The organism is Pseudomonas oryzicola (assembly GCF_014269185.2).
In the GTDB taxonomy this organism is placed as follows: domain Bacteria; phylum Pseudomonadota; class Gammaproteobacteria; order Pseudomonadales; family Pseudomonadaceae; genus Aquipseudomonas; species Aquipseudomonas oryzicola.
The window spans coordinates 53,091-69,637 of sequence record NZ_JABWRZ020000005.1 but is presented as its reverse complement, the minus strand read 5'-3'; the positions used below and the strand labels follow the sequence as shown (position 1 = coordinate 69,637).

15 protein-coding genes are annotated in these 16,547 nt (G+C 62.8%); 8 read left to right on the top strand and 7 right to left on the bottom strand.

Features of this window, described 5'->3' with window-relative positions; all coding sequences use genetic code 11:
* Window positions 1-9: 9 nt before the first annotated feature.
* The 5 genes from ssuD to HU760_RS23875 all read right to left on the bottom strand — a co-directional run bounded on the left by ssuD (window position 10) and on the right by HU760_RS23875 (window position 5,213).
* Window positions 10-1,158: an FMNH2-dependent alkanesulfonate monooxygenase gene (ssuD, locus tag HU760_RS23895; protein WP_186674916.1), complete on the bottom strand. Its 1,149-nt coding sequence runs from the start codon at window positions 1,156-1,158 to the stop codon at window positions 10-12.
* A gap of 58 nt (window positions 1,159-1,216) precedes the next feature.
* A complete protein-coding gene (locus tag HU760_RS23890) occupies window positions 1,217-2,182 on the bottom strand; it encodes a sulfonate ABC transporter substrate-binding protein (protein ID WP_186674915.1) in 966 nt (321 codons plus the stop codon).
* 84 nt (window positions 2,183-2,266) lie between these two features.
* Window positions 2,267-2,860 (bottom strand): NADPH-dependent FMN reductase, encoded by a 594-nt coding sequence (ssuE, locus tag HU760_RS23885; protein WP_186674914.1) that lies wholly within the window; start codon window positions 2,858-2,860, stop codon window positions 2,267-2,269.
* Window positions 2,861-3,067: 207 nt separating this feature from the next.
* A complete protein-coding gene (locus HU760_RS23880) occupies window positions 3,068-3,706 on the bottom strand; it encodes a peroxiredoxin (protein WP_186674913.1) in 639 nt (212 codons plus the stop codon).
* 166 nt (window positions 3,707-3,872) lie between these two features.
* Window positions 3,873-5,213 (bottom strand): OprD family porin, encoded by a 1,341-nt coding sequence (locus HU760_RS23875; protein WP_186674912.1) that lies wholly within the window; start codon window positions 5,211-5,213, stop codon window positions 3,873-3,875.
* A 515-nt stretch (window positions 5,214-5,728) separates the two neighbouring features.
* Here HU760_RS23875 and tauA point away from each other — a divergent pair.
* From tauA to tauD, 4 genes are read left to right on the top strand one after another with little or no spacing between them, the layout of a single operon-like run.
* Window positions 5,729-6,700 carry a taurine ABC transporter substrate-binding protein gene (tauA, locus tag HU760_RS23870; protein WP_186674911.1) on the top strand — a complete coding sequence of 324 codons (972 nt, stop codon included), beginning with the start codon at window positions 5,729-5,731 and terminating at the stop codon, window positions 6,698-6,700.
* A 27-nt stretch (window positions 6,701-6,727) separates the two neighbouring features.
* Entirely contained in the window at window positions 6,728-7,516 is a 789-nt protein-coding gene (tauB, locus tag HU760_RS23865; RefSeq protein ID WP_186674910.1) for a taurine ABC transporter ATP-binding subunit, read from the top strand.
* Window positions 7,513-8,352: a taurine ABC transporter permease TauC gene (gene tauC / locus HU760_RS23860; RefSeq protein ID WP_186674909.1), complete on the top strand. Its 840-nt coding sequence runs from the start codon at window positions 7,513-7,515 to the stop codon at window positions 8,350-8,352. Before tauB ends, tauC begins: the two co-directional genes overlap by 4 nt.
* Before the next feature lie 48 nt (window positions 8,353-8,400).
* The gene (gene tauD / locus HU760_RS23855; protein ID WP_186674908.1) at window positions 8,401-9,234 is read left to right on the top strand and encodes a taurine dioxygenase; all 834 of its coding nucleotides are present in this window, start codon (window positions 8,401-8,403) and stop codon (window positions 9,232-9,234) included.
* A gap of 118 nt (window positions 9,235-9,352) precedes the next feature.
* Here the strand turns inward: tauD and betT are convergent, their stop codons facing one another.
* The gene (betT, locus tag HU760_RS23850; protein WP_186675066.1) at window positions 9,353-11,314 is read right to left on the bottom strand and encodes a choline transporter BetT; all 1,962 of its coding nucleotides are present in this window, start codon (window positions 11,312-11,314) and stop codon (window positions 9,353-9,355) included.
* 265 nt (window positions 11,315-11,579) lie between these two features.
* Complete coding sequence (gene epsC, locus HU760_RS23845; protein WP_186674907.1) at window positions 11,580-12,512, bottom strand: serine O-acetyltransferase EpsC; 933 nt, start codon at window positions 12,510-12,512, stop codon at window positions 11,580-11,582.
* A gap of 275 nt (window positions 12,513-12,787) precedes the next feature.
* Here epsC and tcyJ point away from each other — a divergent pair, with 275 nt between their 5' ends.
* The 4 genes from tcyJ (at window position 12,788) to HU760_RS23825 (ending at window position 16,515) form a co-directional block, all read left to right on the top strand.
* Window positions 12,788-13,582: a cystine ABC transporter substrate-binding protein gene (gene tcyJ, locus HU760_RS23840; protein WP_186674906.1), complete on the top strand. Its 795-nt coding sequence runs from the start codon at window positions 12,788-12,790 to the stop codon at window positions 13,580-13,582.
* Window positions 13,579-14,247 (top strand): cystine ABC transporter permease, encoded by a 669-nt coding sequence (gene tcyL / locus HU760_RS23835; RefSeq protein WP_025337317.1) that lies wholly within the window; start codon window positions 13,579-13,581, stop codon window positions 14,245-14,247. Before tcyJ ends, tcyL begins: the two co-directional genes overlap by 4 nt.
* Before the next feature lie 2 nt (window positions 14,248-14,249).
* Complete coding sequence (tcyN, locus tag HU760_RS23830) at window positions 14,250-15,008, top strand: L-cystine ABC transporter ATP-binding protein TcyN (RefSeq protein ID WP_186674905.1); 759 nt, start codon at window positions 14,250-14,252, stop codon at window positions 15,006-15,008.
* A gap of 265 nt (window positions 15,009-15,273) precedes the next feature.
* Window positions 15,274-16,515: an SfnB family sulfur acquisition oxidoreductase gene (locus HU760_RS23825; protein ID WP_186674904.1), complete on the top strand. Its 1,242-nt coding sequence runs from the start codon at window positions 15,274-15,276 to the stop codon at window positions 16,513-16,515.
* Window positions 16,516-16,547: the final 32 nt, after the last annotated feature.

Below are 16,547 nucleotides of genomic sequence, written 5' to 3'. Positions count from 1 at the left end.
ACCTGGCCCTCAGCTTTGCGCAACGGACTTGGGCAGAATGTCGTTGGCCACCATCTCGCCGAACGGGCTCACGTAGCCGCCGGCACTGGCTTGCTCGGGGCGCTGCACGTCCAGGTGCGGGAACAGCAGCTCGGCCACCCGGTACGACTCTTCCAGGTGCGGGTAACCGGAGAAGATGAAGGTGTCGATGCCCAGCGCGGCGTATTCCTTGACCCGCGCCGCAACGGTCGGGCCGTCGCCGACCAGCGCGGTACCGGCACCGCCACGCACCAGGCCGACGCCGGCCCACAGGTTGGGGCTGACTTCGAGTTTCTCGCGGCTGCCGTTGTGCAGCGCCGCCATGCGCTGCTGGCCGACCGAGTCGAAGCGCGCCAGCGAGGCCTGGGCGCGAGCGATGGTGTCGTCGTCCAGGTGCGAAATCAGCTTGTCAGCGGCAGCCCAGGCTTCTTCGTTGGTTTCCCGCACGATCACGTGCAGGCGGATGCCGAAGCGCACTTCGCGGCCCTGGGCAGCAGCTTTTTCACGTACCTGGGCGATCTTTTCCGCGACCGCGCTGGGCGGCTCGCCCCAGGTCAGGTACAGCTCCACCTGCTCGGCAGCCAGGTCCTGGGCGGCTTCGGAGGAGCCGCCGAAATACAGGGGCGGGCGTGGTTGCTGGATCGGCGGGTACAACAGCTTGGCGCCCTTTACCTGGATATGCTTGCCGTCGTAGTCGACCACCTCGCCTTCCAGCACCTTGCGCCAGATACGGGTGAACTCCACGGACGCTTCATAGCGCTCCTGGTGGTCAAGGTGCAGGCCATCCCCGGCCAGCTCGTCCGGGTCACCGCCGGTCACCAGGTTGAACAGCGCGCGGCCATTGGACAGCCGATCGAGGGTGGCCGCCTGGCGTGCCGCCACGGTGGGCGAAATGATGCCGGGGCGCAGGGCGACCAGGAACTTCAGGCGCTGGGTCACCGGGATCAGCGATGCCGCGACCAGCCAGGAGTCCTCGCAGGAACGCCCGGTAGGGATCAGCACGCCAGCAAAACCGAGGCGGTCGGCCGCCTGGGCGATCTGCTGCAGGTAGCCATGATCGACAGCGCGGGCGCCATCCGAAGTGCCCAGGTACTTACCATCACCGTGCGTGGGCAGAAACCAGAAAATGTTCAGGCTCATTGGAGTCGTCTCCTCAAGGGGGGCTCAGCCAGGGCAAGACCCCGGCGCAGCAAGTCAATCAAGGCGCACTGGCGACCTTGGCCGGGGGTGTCCAGATCGCGTCCTTGATGCTCAGCGGCTTGGGTATCAGCTTCAGTGCCTGGAACGTGTCGGCGATCTTCTGTTGCGCGGCCACCACTTCCGGGGTGAGCGCTGCGGCGCCATAGCCCTGGCGCTTGACCGCGGTCAGGGTGATGTCGGCGGGCAGGCCCAGCAGCGGTGCAACCTGCTCGGTCACCTGCTGCGGGTTGGCCTGTGACCACCGGCCGACCGCACGGACTTCTTCGATCAGGGTGTTGATCACCGCCGGATGCTGGGTCGCATAGTTGCGGGTCGCGAGGTAGAACTGGTGGTTGTCGACCAGCCCTTTGCCATCGCGCAGGGTGCGCGCCTGCAGCTGTTGTTCGGCAGCCGCCTGGTAGGGGTCCCAGATCACCCAGGCATCGACGCTGCCGCGCTCGAAGGCGGCGCGGGCGTCGGCCGGTGGCAGGTAGACGGGCTGGATGTCGCTGTACTTGAGGCCGGCATCTTCCAGCGCGCGGACCAGCAGGTAGTGCACGTTGGAGCCCTTGTTGAGGACGACTTTCCTGCCCTTGAGGTCCTTGACCGACTGCACCGGCGAACCCTTCGGCACCAGGATCGCCTCGCTGTGCGGCGCTGGTGGCTCATAGGCGACGTACAGCAGGTCGGCACCGGCGGCCTGGGCGAACACCGGCGGCGTTTCGCCAGTGACACCGAAATCGATGGAGCCGACATTCAGCCCTTCAAGCAGCTGCGGGCCGCCGGGGAATTCGGTCCACTGCACCTGCACGCCCTGCTCGGCCAGGCGCTTCTCCAGCGTGCCTCTGGCCTTGAGCAGCACCAGGGTGCCGTATTTCTGATAGCCGATACGCAGGCTCTCGGCCTGGGCTTGGGTTATGGCGCCGAAGGACACAGCCGCCGCAAACAGGGCGACCAGACCGCGACGCAAGAAGACTGTGCGCATGGCGCTCTCCTGTGCGATGGGGTTCGGGTTGCACCTGCTTGCCTCGTTGTCGGGCGAGTAAGGTGGTGAAACAAGTGATGCCGGTCAGATGCTCCAGCGAGCGCTGATCAGGCGTTCTTCCAGCACGCCGGGGGCCACGGGGCGCGGCCGGCGGGCCAGGGCGACGTGGAAGGTCTCCAGCGAATCCTGCAGGCGTTGTTCCAGCGCTGGTGCCAGCTGCGCGGGTTTGCTGCCATCTGCGTAGGCAATCTGGCTGTCGTCGGCGAAGATCCCTTGCAGGGTCTCCTGCGCCTTGAGTGCCGACAGCACGGGTTTCAGTGCGTAATCCACCGCCAGCATGTGGGCGATACTGCCGCCGGTGGCGACCGGCAACACGATCTTGTTGGCCAGGGCCCGCTCGGGCAGCAGGTCGAGCAAGGTTTTCAAGGCGCCGGCAAAAGATGCCTTGTACACCGGGGTGGCAACGATCAGGCCATCGGCCTGGGCTACCAGTTGCTGGAAATGCTGCACCTGCGGGCTGTCGAAACGGGCATGCAGCAGGTCTTCGGCGGGGAAGTCGCGTACCTGGAACGTCACCACTTCGACACCACGATCCTGCAGCCACTGGCGCGAACGCTCCAGCAGCAAGCCGGAACGTGAACGGGTACTGGGGCTACCACCGATTGAGACAACCAACATTGCAGCGTTTCCTTGGCTGGGTTGGGAGTGACATTACCAGTGCAGCCATATATCTAGAAATCATATTTTTTTATTTGTTTATTCCATTATGTTTTTATACAGACGGCCCGCGAAAAGGCTGATGCAATTGCCACAGGCATAAAAAAGGGCCGTCGAAACGGCCCGAATATCCCTGCTATGGCTAAGAGCAATGCAACGAGGAATTCTTTAGCGATTGGGCTGCGGAGTCAGACGCAAGTAGGGTTTGACTGCCCGGTAACCTCTGGGGAAACGCTGCCTGATCTCCTCTTCGTCCTTCAGCGAAGGCACAATCACCACCTCGTCACCGTCCTGCCAGTTACCAGGCGTGGCCACCTTGTGGTTGTCGGTCAGTTGCAGCGAGTCGATCACCCGCAGGATTTCGTTGAAGTTGCGTCCGGTACTGGCCGGGTAGGTGATGGTCAGGCGCACCTTCTTGTTCGGGTCGATAACGAATAGCGAGCGCACGGTGAGGGTGTCGCTGGCATTCGGATGGATCAGGTCATACAGGTCGGACACCTTGCGGTCGGCGTCGGCGATGATCGGGAAGTTGACCACGGTGTTCTGGGTCTCGTTGATGTCCTCGATCCAGCGCTGGTGCGAGTCGACAGGGTCGACCGACAGGGCGATGGCCTTGACCCCGCGCTTGGCGAATTCGTCCTTGAGCTTGGCGGTGAGGCCCAGCTCGGTGGTGCACACCGGGGTGAAGTCGGCCGGGTGGGAGAACAACACGCCCCAGCTATTGCCCAGCCATTCGTGGAAACGGATCTTGCCTGCGCTGGAATCCTGTTCGAAATCGGGGGCGATATCGCCGAGTTTGAGGCTCATGGGCTGCGGCTCCTGTGCTGTGTTCTGTAGTGCATGGAGTGAATGTGCCTGTACTCGGAGAGAAATAAAAAGAATAAATAACGATTTATTTATAACTCCAAGGAATTATCAACGACAGGCATAAAAAAAACCTCGCACTAGGCGAGGCTTTCTTTGTGACTACGGCTTACAGGAAGCTGTAAGTGTAGTTCACGATGAAACGAGCCTGATCCTGGTCGGCGCTGCTCTCGCCGGACCCACGGTAGACGCCTTGGCGCAGGCTGAAGCCCAGGCCTTTGAAGGTGCCTTCCTGAAGGGTGTAGTCGATGCGCGCATCGCGTTCCCATTCGTTGTAGGTGCCGTTGCCCGACTTGTTGCGGATATCGTCACCACGCAGATAAGCAAGCGATGCCTTCAGGCCTGGCACACCCAGGGCCGCGAAGTCATAGGAGTACTGACCGAAAGTGGTGTTTTCGCCAGCACGAGCGAACTGGTTGATCATGCTGTCGGTGAACAGGTAGAAGCTGGAACCACCAGCGCCTTCCGAGGTGCCGCTGTCGTTGCTCAGGCTACCCTGGTTCAACCATACGAAGCCGCCGTCGTCGCCCACCTGCTGGTGACCGACCATCAGCGCGTGGCCACCCAGGGTATAGGTGAACATGGCCGACCAGGTCTTGTTGTCGATCTCGCCGGTGTTCTTGGCATAGCCACCGTTGTTGTTGAAGTTGTAAGCGCTGTCGTTGCCATTCTTGCCGTCGCTGCTGCTGTCGAAGTAGCGCAGGTCGGTCTTGAACGACTGGTCGTCAGCGATCTTGAACACGTGGGTGGCGCCCAGGAAGTGCTGCTTGTAGAAGTCTTCCAGGTTCGAGTAGTAGTACTGCAGGGTCAGGTCTGGAGTGAGCTTGTAGTCCAGGCCGCCGTAGCGGAACTTGTTGCTTTCGGCATTGGAACCGGCAACAGACAGACCGGTACGGTTGCTCGAAGCACGGCCCATGGCATGGGTCAGCTGACCGGCGTTGATGGTCAGGTTGTCGATTTCCTTCGACTGGATGGTGCCACCCTCGAAGGTTTGTGGCAGCAGACGACCATCGTTGGAAACCAGGATCGGCAGGTTCGGTGCGAGCGCGCTACCGAAATGCGCTTCGGTCTTGGAGAAGCGCGCCTTGGCATTGGCACCGAAACGGGCCCACTGGGCGGCGGAACCTTTGCCGTCATCCGGGAAGAAGCCGGACTTGTGGTAACCCTCGCCGCCATCCAGGTGAATACCCCACAGCGCCTGGGCATCAACACCGAAGCCTACGGTGCCTTGGGTAAAGCCCGAGATGTAGTCGAGCTTGAAGCCTTGGCCCGACTCACGCTGGTCCGGACGCTCTGCACCCGGTTTGGCGTGATCTTCACGGTTGTCGTTGTTGAAGTACATGGTGCGCGAGCTGAGCGACAGTTTGCTGTCTTCAACGAAACCGGCAGCGCCTGCTTGCTGGGCGAGAACCCCCAATGCCACGGCCAGGGCCAGGCTGGACTTGTACATATTTTGCTCCTCTACGTTCTAATTCTTGTGTATCTCTGGCGGCAGGATCTGTTGCCCCGCTCACCGTGGATTGGCGATTTAGTCCCAAAGCGTGACCATTAAGTCAATCGTTTCTAAACGTTTCGCGACTTTGGTCTAAGACGCCCCCTGCGCTACAGGATAATGACAATCCTATAAATCCAAAATGACCGTTTTATGAATTGGTAAGATTTTTCTGGAATATGTTAGGAACTGTTACAGCCATTCGTAGTAACAACGGGACCATTAATAACCAATAGTTATTTGCAAACGTTTGCTCATAACCTAATTCCACATCGTTCTATCAGGACGGAAAAGCCTAGCAGCACTTCCAGATCGTGCCACTGAGTGAGGTCAGCTTGCCCGGGCTCGCGGTAGCAGCCGTGATTCAAGCGATTAGCTCCTAAGCTAATGCAAAAAAGTTATTTATTTTGCTTTTCTTAGATCATTTAGCCTTTTCGCCATCTATCACACCGATTGCTGACGAGAGGTTCACCATGATCCCGCACGCTCCGTTGCGCCTGTTCGCCGCCCTGGCCCTCGCCAGCGCCAGCTGGCTGGCCCAGGCTGCCGGCCTGACCGTGGCCTACCAGACCACCGTCGACCCCGCCAAAGTCGCGCAGGTCGACGGCAATTATGAAAAAGCCAGCAAGGCCAGCATCGACTGGCGCAAGTTCGATAACGGCGCTGACGTAATCACGGCCGTGGCCAGCGGCGACGTACAGATCGGCTACCTGGGCTCCAGCCCGCTGGCCGCCGCCGCTACCCGCAAGCTGCCGGTCGAAACCTTCCTGATCGCCACGCAGATCGGTGCCGGTGAGGCACTGGTCGCCCGCAACGGCATCAACACGCCGCAGGATCTGGTCGGCAAGAAAGTCGCCGTGCCGTTCGTTTCCACCGGCCACTACAGCCTGCTGGCAGCGCTGAAAAGCTGGAACATCGACCCGTCCAAAGTGCAGATTCTCAACCTGGCACCGCCAGCAATCATTGCTGCCTGGAAACGTGGCGACATCGACGCTACCTATGTATGGGACCCGGCCCTGGGCGTGGCCAAGGAAAACGGCAAGGTACTGATTACCTCGGGCGAGCTGGCTGAAAAAGGTGCGCCGACCTTCGACGCGTGGATCGTTCGCAAGGACTTCGCCGCCAAACACCCGGACGTGGTCAAGGCCTTCGCCAAGGTCACCCTCGACGCCTATGCCGACTACCGCAAAGACCCGAAAGCCTGGCTGGCCAACCCCGACAACGTTGCCAAGCTGGCCAAGCTATCCGGTGCCAAGCCCGCGGACATCCCGCTGTTGCTGCAGGGTAACGTCTACCCGCTGGCAGCCGACCAGGCCAGTGCCCTGGGCACGCCGACCACCCAGGCGCTGACCGACACGGCCAGCTTCCTCAAGCAGCAAGGCAAGGTCGACGCGGTACTGCCGGACTATGCGCCATACGTCAGTGCCCAATACCTGCCCAACTGAACCTGCAGAAACCGACCGGAGCCTGCCATGGCCTTGCTCGAACTGGAGCGCGTCAGCGCACAGTACCCCGGCGCCGCTACCCCGGTGCTGGCCGACATCAACCTCAGCCTGGGGCCACGCCAATTGCTGGTGGCCCTGGGGCCTTCCGGCAGCGGCAAGACCTCGTTGCTCAACCTGATCGCCGGCTTCGTCGCCCCCAGCGGCGGGCGCATCACCCTGGACGGCGTGCCCGTCCAGGGCCCCGGAGCCGAGCGTGGCGTGGTGTTCCAGGACGATGCCCTGCTGCCCTGGCAGAACGTGCTGGCCAATGTCGCCTTCGGCCTGGAACTGGCCGGCATGCCCCGCGCCGAGCGCGAAGCCAAGGCCCGCGAAATGCTGGCCCTGGTCGACCTCGACGGTTTTGCCGAGCGACGTATCTGGCAATTGTCCGGCGGCCAGAAGCAGCGCGTGGGCCTGGCTCGGGCGCTGGCAGCCGACCCTCGGGTACTGCTGATGGACGAGCCGTTCGGCGCGCTCGATGCCTTTACCCGCGAGCAGATGCAGGAGTTGTTGCTGCAGGTGTGGCAACGCACGGCCAAGCCGGTGTTCCTGATTACCCATGACATCGAAGAAGCGGTGTTCCTGGCCAGCGAGCTGGTGCTGCTGGCACCCAACCCAGGTCGCGTGGTGGAACGCCTGCAACTGGATTTCGGCCAGCGCCATGCGGCCGGCGAACCGGCCCGGGCGATCAAGTCCGACCCGGCCTTCATCGAAACCCGCGAGCATGTGCTGGCGCGGGTGTTCTCGCAACGGCAAAGCCTGCAGGAGCGTGCATGAGCAGCCTGGACCTGCCGGTTACCGGCAAACACAACACCCAACCCCGGCCAGTCGCGAGGCTGCGCGCCCCCCTGGCCACCCGCTGGATCAGTACGCTGACCCTGGCCGGCCTGCTGCTGGCCTGGTGGCTGGTGACCGCAGCCGGCTGGATCGAGCCGCTGTTCCTGCCCTCGCCGGCCGATATCGTGGCCAGGGCCTGGACCTTACTGACCCAGGGCTACATGGACGCCAGCCTGTGGCAGCACCTGGGTGCCAGCCTGGGACGCATCGGCGTAGCCCTGCTGGCCGCCACCCTTACTGCCATTCCGGTGGGCATCGCCATCGGCTACAACCGTGTTGCCCGTGGCATTCTCGACCCGTTGATCGAGTTCTACCGGCCAATCCCACCGCTGGCCTACCTGCCACTGATCGTCATCTGGTGCGGCATCGGCGAGCTGTCGAAGGTGCTGCTGATCTACCTGGCGATCTTCGCGCCCATCGCCATTGCCACGGCCACCGGCGTGCGCACGGTCGACCCGGCCAAGCTGCGCGCGGCGCAATCATTGGGAGCCACCAGGGCCCAGCTGATCCGCCATGTGATCCTGCCCAGCGCCTTGCCTGACATCCTCACCAGCCTGCGTATCGGCCTGGGGGTTGGCTGGTCGACCCTGGTGGCCGCCGAGCTGATCGCGGCGACCAGCGGCCTGGGCTTCATGGTGCAGTCGGCGGCGCAGTTCCTGGTAACCGATGTGGTGCTGCTGGGCATCCTGCTGATCGCCCTGATCGCCTTCGCCCTAGAGATGGGCCTGCGCGCCCTGCAACGCAAGCTGGTGCCTTGGCACGGGCAAAGCCACTGAACCCTGTTGACCACGCCAGCAACCTGGCGCCAGATTGAAGAGACCGACATGAGCCTGACCATCACCCCACTCAGCCCGGCGCTCGGCGCCCAGATCAGCGGCGTGGACCTCAGCCGCGACATCAGCGCCGCGCAGCGCGACGCCATCGAACAGGCGTTGCTGCAGCACCAGGTGCTGTTCTTCCGCGACCAACCGATCACCCCGCAGCAGCAGGCACGCTTTGCTGCCCGCTTCGGAGACCTGCACATCCACCCGATCTATCCCAATGTGCCGGAGACCCCGCAGGTGCTGATCCTCGATACGGCGGTCACCGATGTGCGCGACAATGCCGTGTGGCACACCGATGTGACCTTCCTGCCGACCCCGGCACTGGGTGCGGTACTCAGCGCCAAGCAGCTGCCGGCCTACGGTGGCGATACCCTGTGGGCCAGCGGGATCGCGGCCTTCGAAGCGTTGTCGGCGCCCCTGCGCGAGATGCTCGACGGGCTCACTGCCACCCACGACTTCACCAAGTCGTTTCCGCTGGAGCGCTTTGGCACCACGCCAGAAGACCTGGCGCGCTGGGAAGCCACACGGCGCAACAACCCGCCTTTGTCGCACCCGGTGGTGCGTACGCATCCGGTGAGCGGGCGCAAGGCGTTGTTCGTCAATGAAGGGTTCACCACACGCATCAATGAGCTGAGCGAGCTGGAAAGCGAAGCACTGTTGAAGCTGCTGTTCGCCCATGCCACGCGGCCTGAGTTCAGCATTCGCTGGCGCTGGCAGAAGAATGACGTGGCGTTCTGGGACAACCGCGTGACCCAGCACTTTGCCGTGGATGACTACCGGCCCAATCGGCGGGTCATGCACCGGGCGACCATTCTTGGGGATGCGCCTTTCTAACACGGCCCTGGGGAGGCCTTCGACCTCCTTTCGCCCACAAGGCCGCTCCTGCAGGGGATCGTATACCTGCGCAGCAACGGCCTTGTGTAGCGCTGGGCCGCAAAGCGGCCCCAGCGGGTTACCTGACCAGATGCAGGAACTGCATGTGCCGTTCGTACTGGTCGAGGATATCGTTGATGATCTGCTCCCTGCTGTAGCCCACCAGGTCATAGTTCTGGCTGCCTTCGCTCAGGTGCACCTCTGCCCGGTAGTAACGACGGTTCTTCAACTCCTGGGTGCCCAGCCCACCGAGGGCGAACGATGGCGTGAAGTAGCCACGCATCTGCACCTGGTAGATGAACGGCTGTTCTTCGCCATGGCCAATCTTCAGGCTGACGTTGTCATGGCTCGGGTCGTCCTGGGTAATCAGCACCAGGCCCTTCTGCTCGAATACCTCGCGCACATCGGCAATCGCCGGGCGCACCACGTCGTCCATGAAGCGGTACACCTCGTCGCGCGACGGGAAATGCACCGCCTGGCTCAGGCGCTGGCGCCAGCCGCCGCGTCCGCGACGTGACTGTGCGAACGGGGCCAGCGAGTGCATCTGCGCGATCTGCCGTTGCGACTCCAGGTAGAACGCCTTGTGCAGCCCCCACATCATGCACAGCAAGATCAGCGAGAACGGCAGCGAGGTCAGCACCACCGCCGATTTCAGCGAATCGATGCTGCCGGCGAACAGCAGCGCACTGGTGATCAGTGCCGTCATCGCGCCCCAGAAGATACGCAGCCAGTTCGGCCCGTCCTCGTCGGCATCCCCCCCGGTTGCCGACAAGGTCGACAGCACTACGGTGCCCGAGTCGGCCGAAGTGACGAAGAACACGAAGCTGATGAACACCGTCACGGCGATCACCGTCTTGCTCCAGGGGTAGCTTTCCAGCAGCAGGTACAAGCTCATCGCCGGGTTATCCAGCGCCGACTGGCCCAACGCGGTCATGCCATGGTTGATGACCTGGTCCAGGGCACTGTTGCCGAAAATCGACATCCACGCCAGGGTGAAGCCCAGCGGAATCAGCAGTACGCCGAAGACGAATTCACGGATGGTGCGGCCGCGGGAGATACGGGCAATGAACAGGCCCACGAACGGTGCCCAGGCAATCCACCAGGCCCAGTAGAACACCGTCCAGCCGCCCAGCCAGCCATTGTTCTCGCCGTAGGCATACACATCGAAGCTCTTGCGCGGCAAGGCTCCCAGATAATCGCCAAGGTTCTGGATCAAGGTGTTGAACAGGTGCTGGGTCGGCCCGGCGAACAGCACGAACAGCAACAGCGCGCAGGCCAGGAACAGGTTGATGTCGCTCATCACCCGCACGCCCTTCTCCACCCCGGCGACGGCCACGGCGACCGCCGCGCCCATCATCAGGACGATCAGCAGCACTTGCACCCACTGGCTATGGCTGATGCCGAACAGGTAGTCGAGGCCGGCATTCAGGTGCAGCACGCCAAAGCCCATGTCGGCACCCAGGCCGAACACCGTGGCAATGATGCCAAAACCGTCCACCGCGTAGCCGATCGGCCCGTTGATGCGTTTGCCGATCAGCGGGTACAACGCCGAACGCAAGGCCAGCGGCAAGTTGTGGCGATAGGCGAAGTAGGCCAGGGCCATGCCGACGAAGGCGAACACGCCCCAGCCATGCAGGCCCCAGTGCAGGAACAGGATCTGCATGGCCTGGCGCCCGGCCTCGGCCGTGCCCGCCTCGCCCTGGGGCGGCTGCAGCATGTGGGTCAGCGGCTCGGAAACGCAGAAGAAGAACAGGGTGATGCTGATACCGGCGGCGAACAGCATGCCAGCCCACGACAGGTAGCTGAACTCGGGTTCGTCGTGGTCGGCACCGAGCTTGATCTTGCCGTAGCCGGACAAGGCGGTGACCACCACGAAGACCAGGTACAGCGTCATCGCCAGCATGTAGTACCAGCCGACCGTGTTGGCCGCCCAGTTCTGCGCCGCCAGCAACCAGTCGCCGGCACTGCGCGGGTTGGCAATGACCACGAGGCCGAAAAGCAGGATGAAACTCGCCGCGAAATAGAACACCGGGGGGTTCATGCGGATCTTGCCAGCGGCAAGGGATGGGATCGGTGCACTCATGGGCGGCGCACCTCGTCGAATGACGTAAGGTTCGGAATGAACGGGTTCAGCAAAGGAATCCTCCTGTTGAACACCGGCAGCGGACCAGCGTTTTTTCATTGAACAAGCGTTCAAGTTAAACATGGATAGGATTTCAATGCGAATCAGGGCGCTGATTGGCGCCCTTCTGTACCGGCCTTTTCGCGGGCTCACCCGCGAACAGGCCGGTACAGGCAACACCGGTTCAGTTCTTGTCCTGGCAATCCAGCTGCAGGTTGGCCTGGGTAATGTTGCTGTCGGCCGGCACGCTACGGGTCAGCCACACATTGCCGCCAATGGTCGAGCCTTTGCCGATGGTGATCCGCCCCAGGACCGTGGCGCCGGCATAGATGACCACGTCGTCTTCGACGATCGGGTGACGCGGCAGGCCTTTGTGCAGGGTGCCCGATTCGTCGCTGGGGAAGCGCTTGGCCCCCAGGGTCACGGCCTGGTAGATACGCACGCGCTCGCCGATGATCGCGGTTTCGCCAATCACCACACCCGTACCATGGTCGATGAAGAAGCTCGGGCCGATCTGCGCCCCGGGGTGAATGTCGATGCCGGTGGCCGAATGCGCCAGCTCCGAGCTGATCCGCGCCAGCAGCGGCAAGCCGGCCTGGTACAGGTGGTGCGCCAGGCGGTGATGGATGATCGCCAGGATGCCCGGGTAGCACAGCAGCACCTCGTCGACGCTGCGCGCCGCCGGGTCACCGTGGTAGGCGGCCAGCACGTCGGTGTCGAGCAGTACACGCAGGCCCGGCAGGGCGGCGGCAAAGCCCTGGACCAGACTCAGCGCATGGGCATCGACGCCGGCCAGTTCGGCCTTGTTTTGCCGCGCGGCATAGCGCAACTCCAGGCGGGCCTGGGCCAGCAAGGCGGTCAACGCGGCATCCAGGGTATGACCGACGTAGAAGTCTTCACTTTCTTCGCGCAGGTCGACAGGACCAAGGCGCATGGGGAACAGCGCGCCGCACAGTTGCTCGAGAATCTGCCGCATCGCCTCGCGCGAAGGCAACTCACGCCCGCCTTGCTCGCCACTGCTGCGGCCATTGCGCGTACGCCATTGTTCACGGGCACCGCGCAGACCGGCGACGATGCTCTGCAACTGCCAGCGCCCGGATGAAGGTTGTTCGCTCACGGTGTTCTCCTGCCTGAGTAGGCCAAACTTGTTTTTTGTATGCAGGCCACTCTACGGCAAATCCTTCCCTTGGAAAAAACAACGCTTTATTCCATCCTGCACTAAGTCAGGCATAAGCAGCGATGACGGGAGGAAGATACTCGCCTACCCTCAATGCAGCCGGCACTGACGCAAACACTAAAGGAAATAAGAAAATAATTTTTTATTATTTCCTGGCCTAAACGGCCAACCCTATAGTCGCCACCCACCACTGACAACAAGCGCGGGGCTTCCACATGTCGAAATTCGCCAAACCGCTACTCAACGCCAGCCTGGCACTCCTGCTGGGTGTCGGCCTGCTCAGCCAGGCCTTTGCCGGCGAGCAGCTCAAGACCATCCAGGAAAAAGGCGTGATCAACGTCGGCCTGGAAGGCACCTACCCACCGTTCAGCTTCCAGGACGAGAATGGCAAGCTGACCGGCTTCGAAGTCGAGCTGTCCGAACTGCTGGCCAAGGAACTCGGGGTCAAGGCCAAGGTACAGCCGACCAAGTGGGACGGCATCCTCGCTGCACTGGAGTCCAAGCGCCTGGACGTAGTGATCAACCAGGTCACCATTTCCGAGGAGCGCAAGAAGAAGTACGACTTCTCCGAGCCCTACACCATCTCCGGCATCCAGGCGCTGATCCTGAAGAAGAAGGCCGAGCAGCTGAACATCCACAAGGCCGCCGACCTGGCCGGCAAGAAGGTCGGCGTGGGCCTGGGCACCAACTACGAGCAGTGGGTGAAACAGGATGTACCGCAAGCTGATGTGCGCACCTATGAAGACGACCCGAGCAAGTTTGCCGACCTGCGCAACGGCCGTATCGACGCCATCCTGATCGATCGCCTGGCCGCACTGGAATATGCGCAGAAAGCCAAGGACACCCAGCTGGCCGGCGATGCCTTCTCGCGCCTGGAAAGCGGCGTGGCCCTGCGCAAAGGTGAGCCGGAACTGCTGGCCGCCATCAACAAGGCACTGGACAAGCTCAAGGCTGACGGCTCGCTGGCCAAGCTGTCCGAGAAATACTTCGGTGCCGATGTCACCAAATGATCGCTGAAAGCCTGCAACTCGTTGTCGATTCTGCGCCCTTCCTGCTGAAGGGCGCGGGTTATACCGTGCTGCTCAGCGTTGGCGGCATGTTCTTCGGCCTGCTGCTGGGGTTTGCCCTGGCGCTGATGCGGCTGTCGAAGATCCTGCCGCTGAACTGGCTGGCCCGAGTCTACGTGTCGTTCTTCCGCGGCACACCGCTGCTGGTGCAGCTGTTCGTGATCTATTTCGGCATGCCGCAGATCGGCATCGAGCTGGACCCGATCCCGGCCTCGCTGATCGGCCTGTCACTGAACATGGCCGCCTACATCTGCGAAATCCTCCGCGCGGCGATCTCCTCGATCGACCGCGGCCAGTGGGAAGCCGCCGCCAGCATCGGCATGACCCGCGTCCAGGCCATGCGCCGGGCAATCCTGCCACAAGCCTTGCGCACCGCCCTGCCACCGCTGGGCAACAGCTTCATCTCGCTGGTCAAGGACACCGCCCTGGCGGCGACTATCCAGGTGCCCGAGCTGTTCCGCCAGGCCCAGTTGATTACCGCGCGCACCTTCGAAGTGTTCACCATGTACGTGGCGGTCGCGGTCATCTACTGGGTGCTGTGCAGCATCCTCGCGCACTTCCAGAACCGCATGGAAGCGCGCGTCAACCAGCATGACCAGGAGCATTGAGCATGATTGAAGTCAAAGGCCTGACCAAGCGGTTCAAGGGCCAGACCGTGCTCAACGGTATCGACCTGACCGTGCAGCCGGGGGAAGTGGTGGCCATCATCGGCCCCAGCGGCTCCGGCAAGACCACCTTCCTGCGCTGCCTGAACCTGCTGGAAACCCCCGATGCCGGGCAGATCCAGATCGGTGACATCAGCATCGACGCCAACCGCCCGCTCGGTGGCCAGCAAAGCGCGATCCGCCGCCTGCGCCAGCAGGCCGGGTTCGTCTTTCAGAACTTCAACCTGTTCCCTCACCGCACGGCCCTGGAGAACGTCATCGAGGGCCCGGTGATCGTCAAGAAGACGCCTCGCGAGCAGGCCATCGAACTGGGCCGGCGTCTGTTGGCCAAGGTCGGCCTGGCGGGCAAGGAAGATGCCTACCCACGGCGCCTGTCCGGTGGCCAGCAGCAACGGGTGGCGATCGCCCGCGCCCTGGCCATGGAGCCGGAGGTGATCCTGTTCGACGAACCGACCTCGGCGCTGGACCCGGAGCTGGTGGGTGAAGTGCTGGCGACCATTCGCGGCCTGGCCGAGGAGCGACGTACCATGATCATCGTGACCCACGAGATGAGCTTTGCCCGGGACGTGGCGAACCGGGTGATCTTCTTCGACAAGGGGGTGATCGTGGAACAGGGCGAGGCCAAGGCGCTGTTCGCGGCGCCGAAGGAAGAACGTACCCGGCAATTCCTGCGCAAGTTCCTCGGGACTGCGGCTTCCGAGTAAACCTGTACCGACCCTCTTCGCGGGTGTGCCCGCGAAGAGGCCGGCACATCCTGAACAAATCCCTCCTTCTATACATATTCCAAAGAGTTAGTTCATAAACTTTTTATAAAGCATTAGGGTATATCCACCGGACCACCGGACCAGCACACATCCGTCGCAACCCGCTACCGCGACATAACTACTTTGTGAGGTCAGGAATGGTCAGGATCACAATCACCCCAGTGCGTAACGCCAGGGCATTGAGTGCAGCCAAGGAGCGGCACTGATGTCCAGCCAAGCCACTACCCGATTCCACAGCGATCTCGACAGCTCGCCGGTGCTGCTGCCAGCCAAGGTGCTGCGCAACGACGCCGAAGCCCTGCAAGCGGCCCGCGCACTGGCCGAGGTCGCCCGCGAGCAGGCCGCGCGCCGCGACCAGCAACGCAAATTGCCATGGACTGAAATCGAACAGTTCACCCGCAGCGGCCTGGGCAGCATCAGTGTTCCCAAAGCCTTTGGCGGCCCCGAGGTGTCATTCGAAACCGTGGCCGAAGTGTTCCGCCTGATCAGCGCCGCCGACCCGGCCCTGGGGCAGATCCCGCAGAACCACTTCGGCATCCTGCAACTGCTGCGCCTGACCGGTACCCAAGCGCAACAGGCGGTGATCTACCGCAGCGTGCTCGACGGCTGGCGCATCGGCAATGCCGGGCCCGAGCGCGGCACCAAAGACACCCTCACGCTCAAGGCCAGGCTCACCCGGGCCGGTGACGGCTATCGCATCAGCGGCGAAAAGTTCTATTCCACCGGTGCGCTGTTCGCCCACTGGGTGGCGGTCAAGGCGCTGGATGACGAAGGCCGCCAGCGCCTGGCGTTCGTCCGCCGTGGCAGCCCCGGGCTGCGCATCGTCGATGACTGGTCCGGGTTCGGCCAGCGCACTACCGCCAGCGGCACCGTGCTGCTCGACCAGGTACCGGTGGATGCCGAGCTGGTGATCGACAACTGGCGCCAGCGCGACATCGCCAATACCCAGGGCGCAGCTTCGCAACTGATCCAGGCGGCCATCGATGCCGGTATTGCCGAAGCGGCGATCGAGGATGCGATCACATTCGTCCGCGAGAAGTCGCGCCCATGGGTCGACGCAAATGTCGAACGTGCCAGTGACGATCCGTATGTGATCGCCGACGTCGGCCGCCTGCAGCTCGAACTGCACGCCGCCGAAGCGTTGCTGCGCAAGGCGGCGCGGGTCCTCGACGAAGTCAATGCGGCGCCGATCGACGCCGCAAGCGCGGCGCGCGCCTCGATCGCGGTGGCCGAGGCCAAGGTGCTGACTACCGAAATTGCCCTGCAGGCCAGCGAGAAGCTGTTCGAGCTGGCCGGCAGCCGCGCCACCCTTGCCGAATTCAACCTCGACCGCCACTGGCGCAACGCCCGCGTGCACACCCTGCATGACCCGGTGCGCTGGAAGTACCACGCGGTGGGCGCTTACCACCTCAACGGCACGCTGCCTGCGCGGCATTCCTGGATCTGATTTGCTGCCTTTGGGGCTGCTGCGCAGCCCTT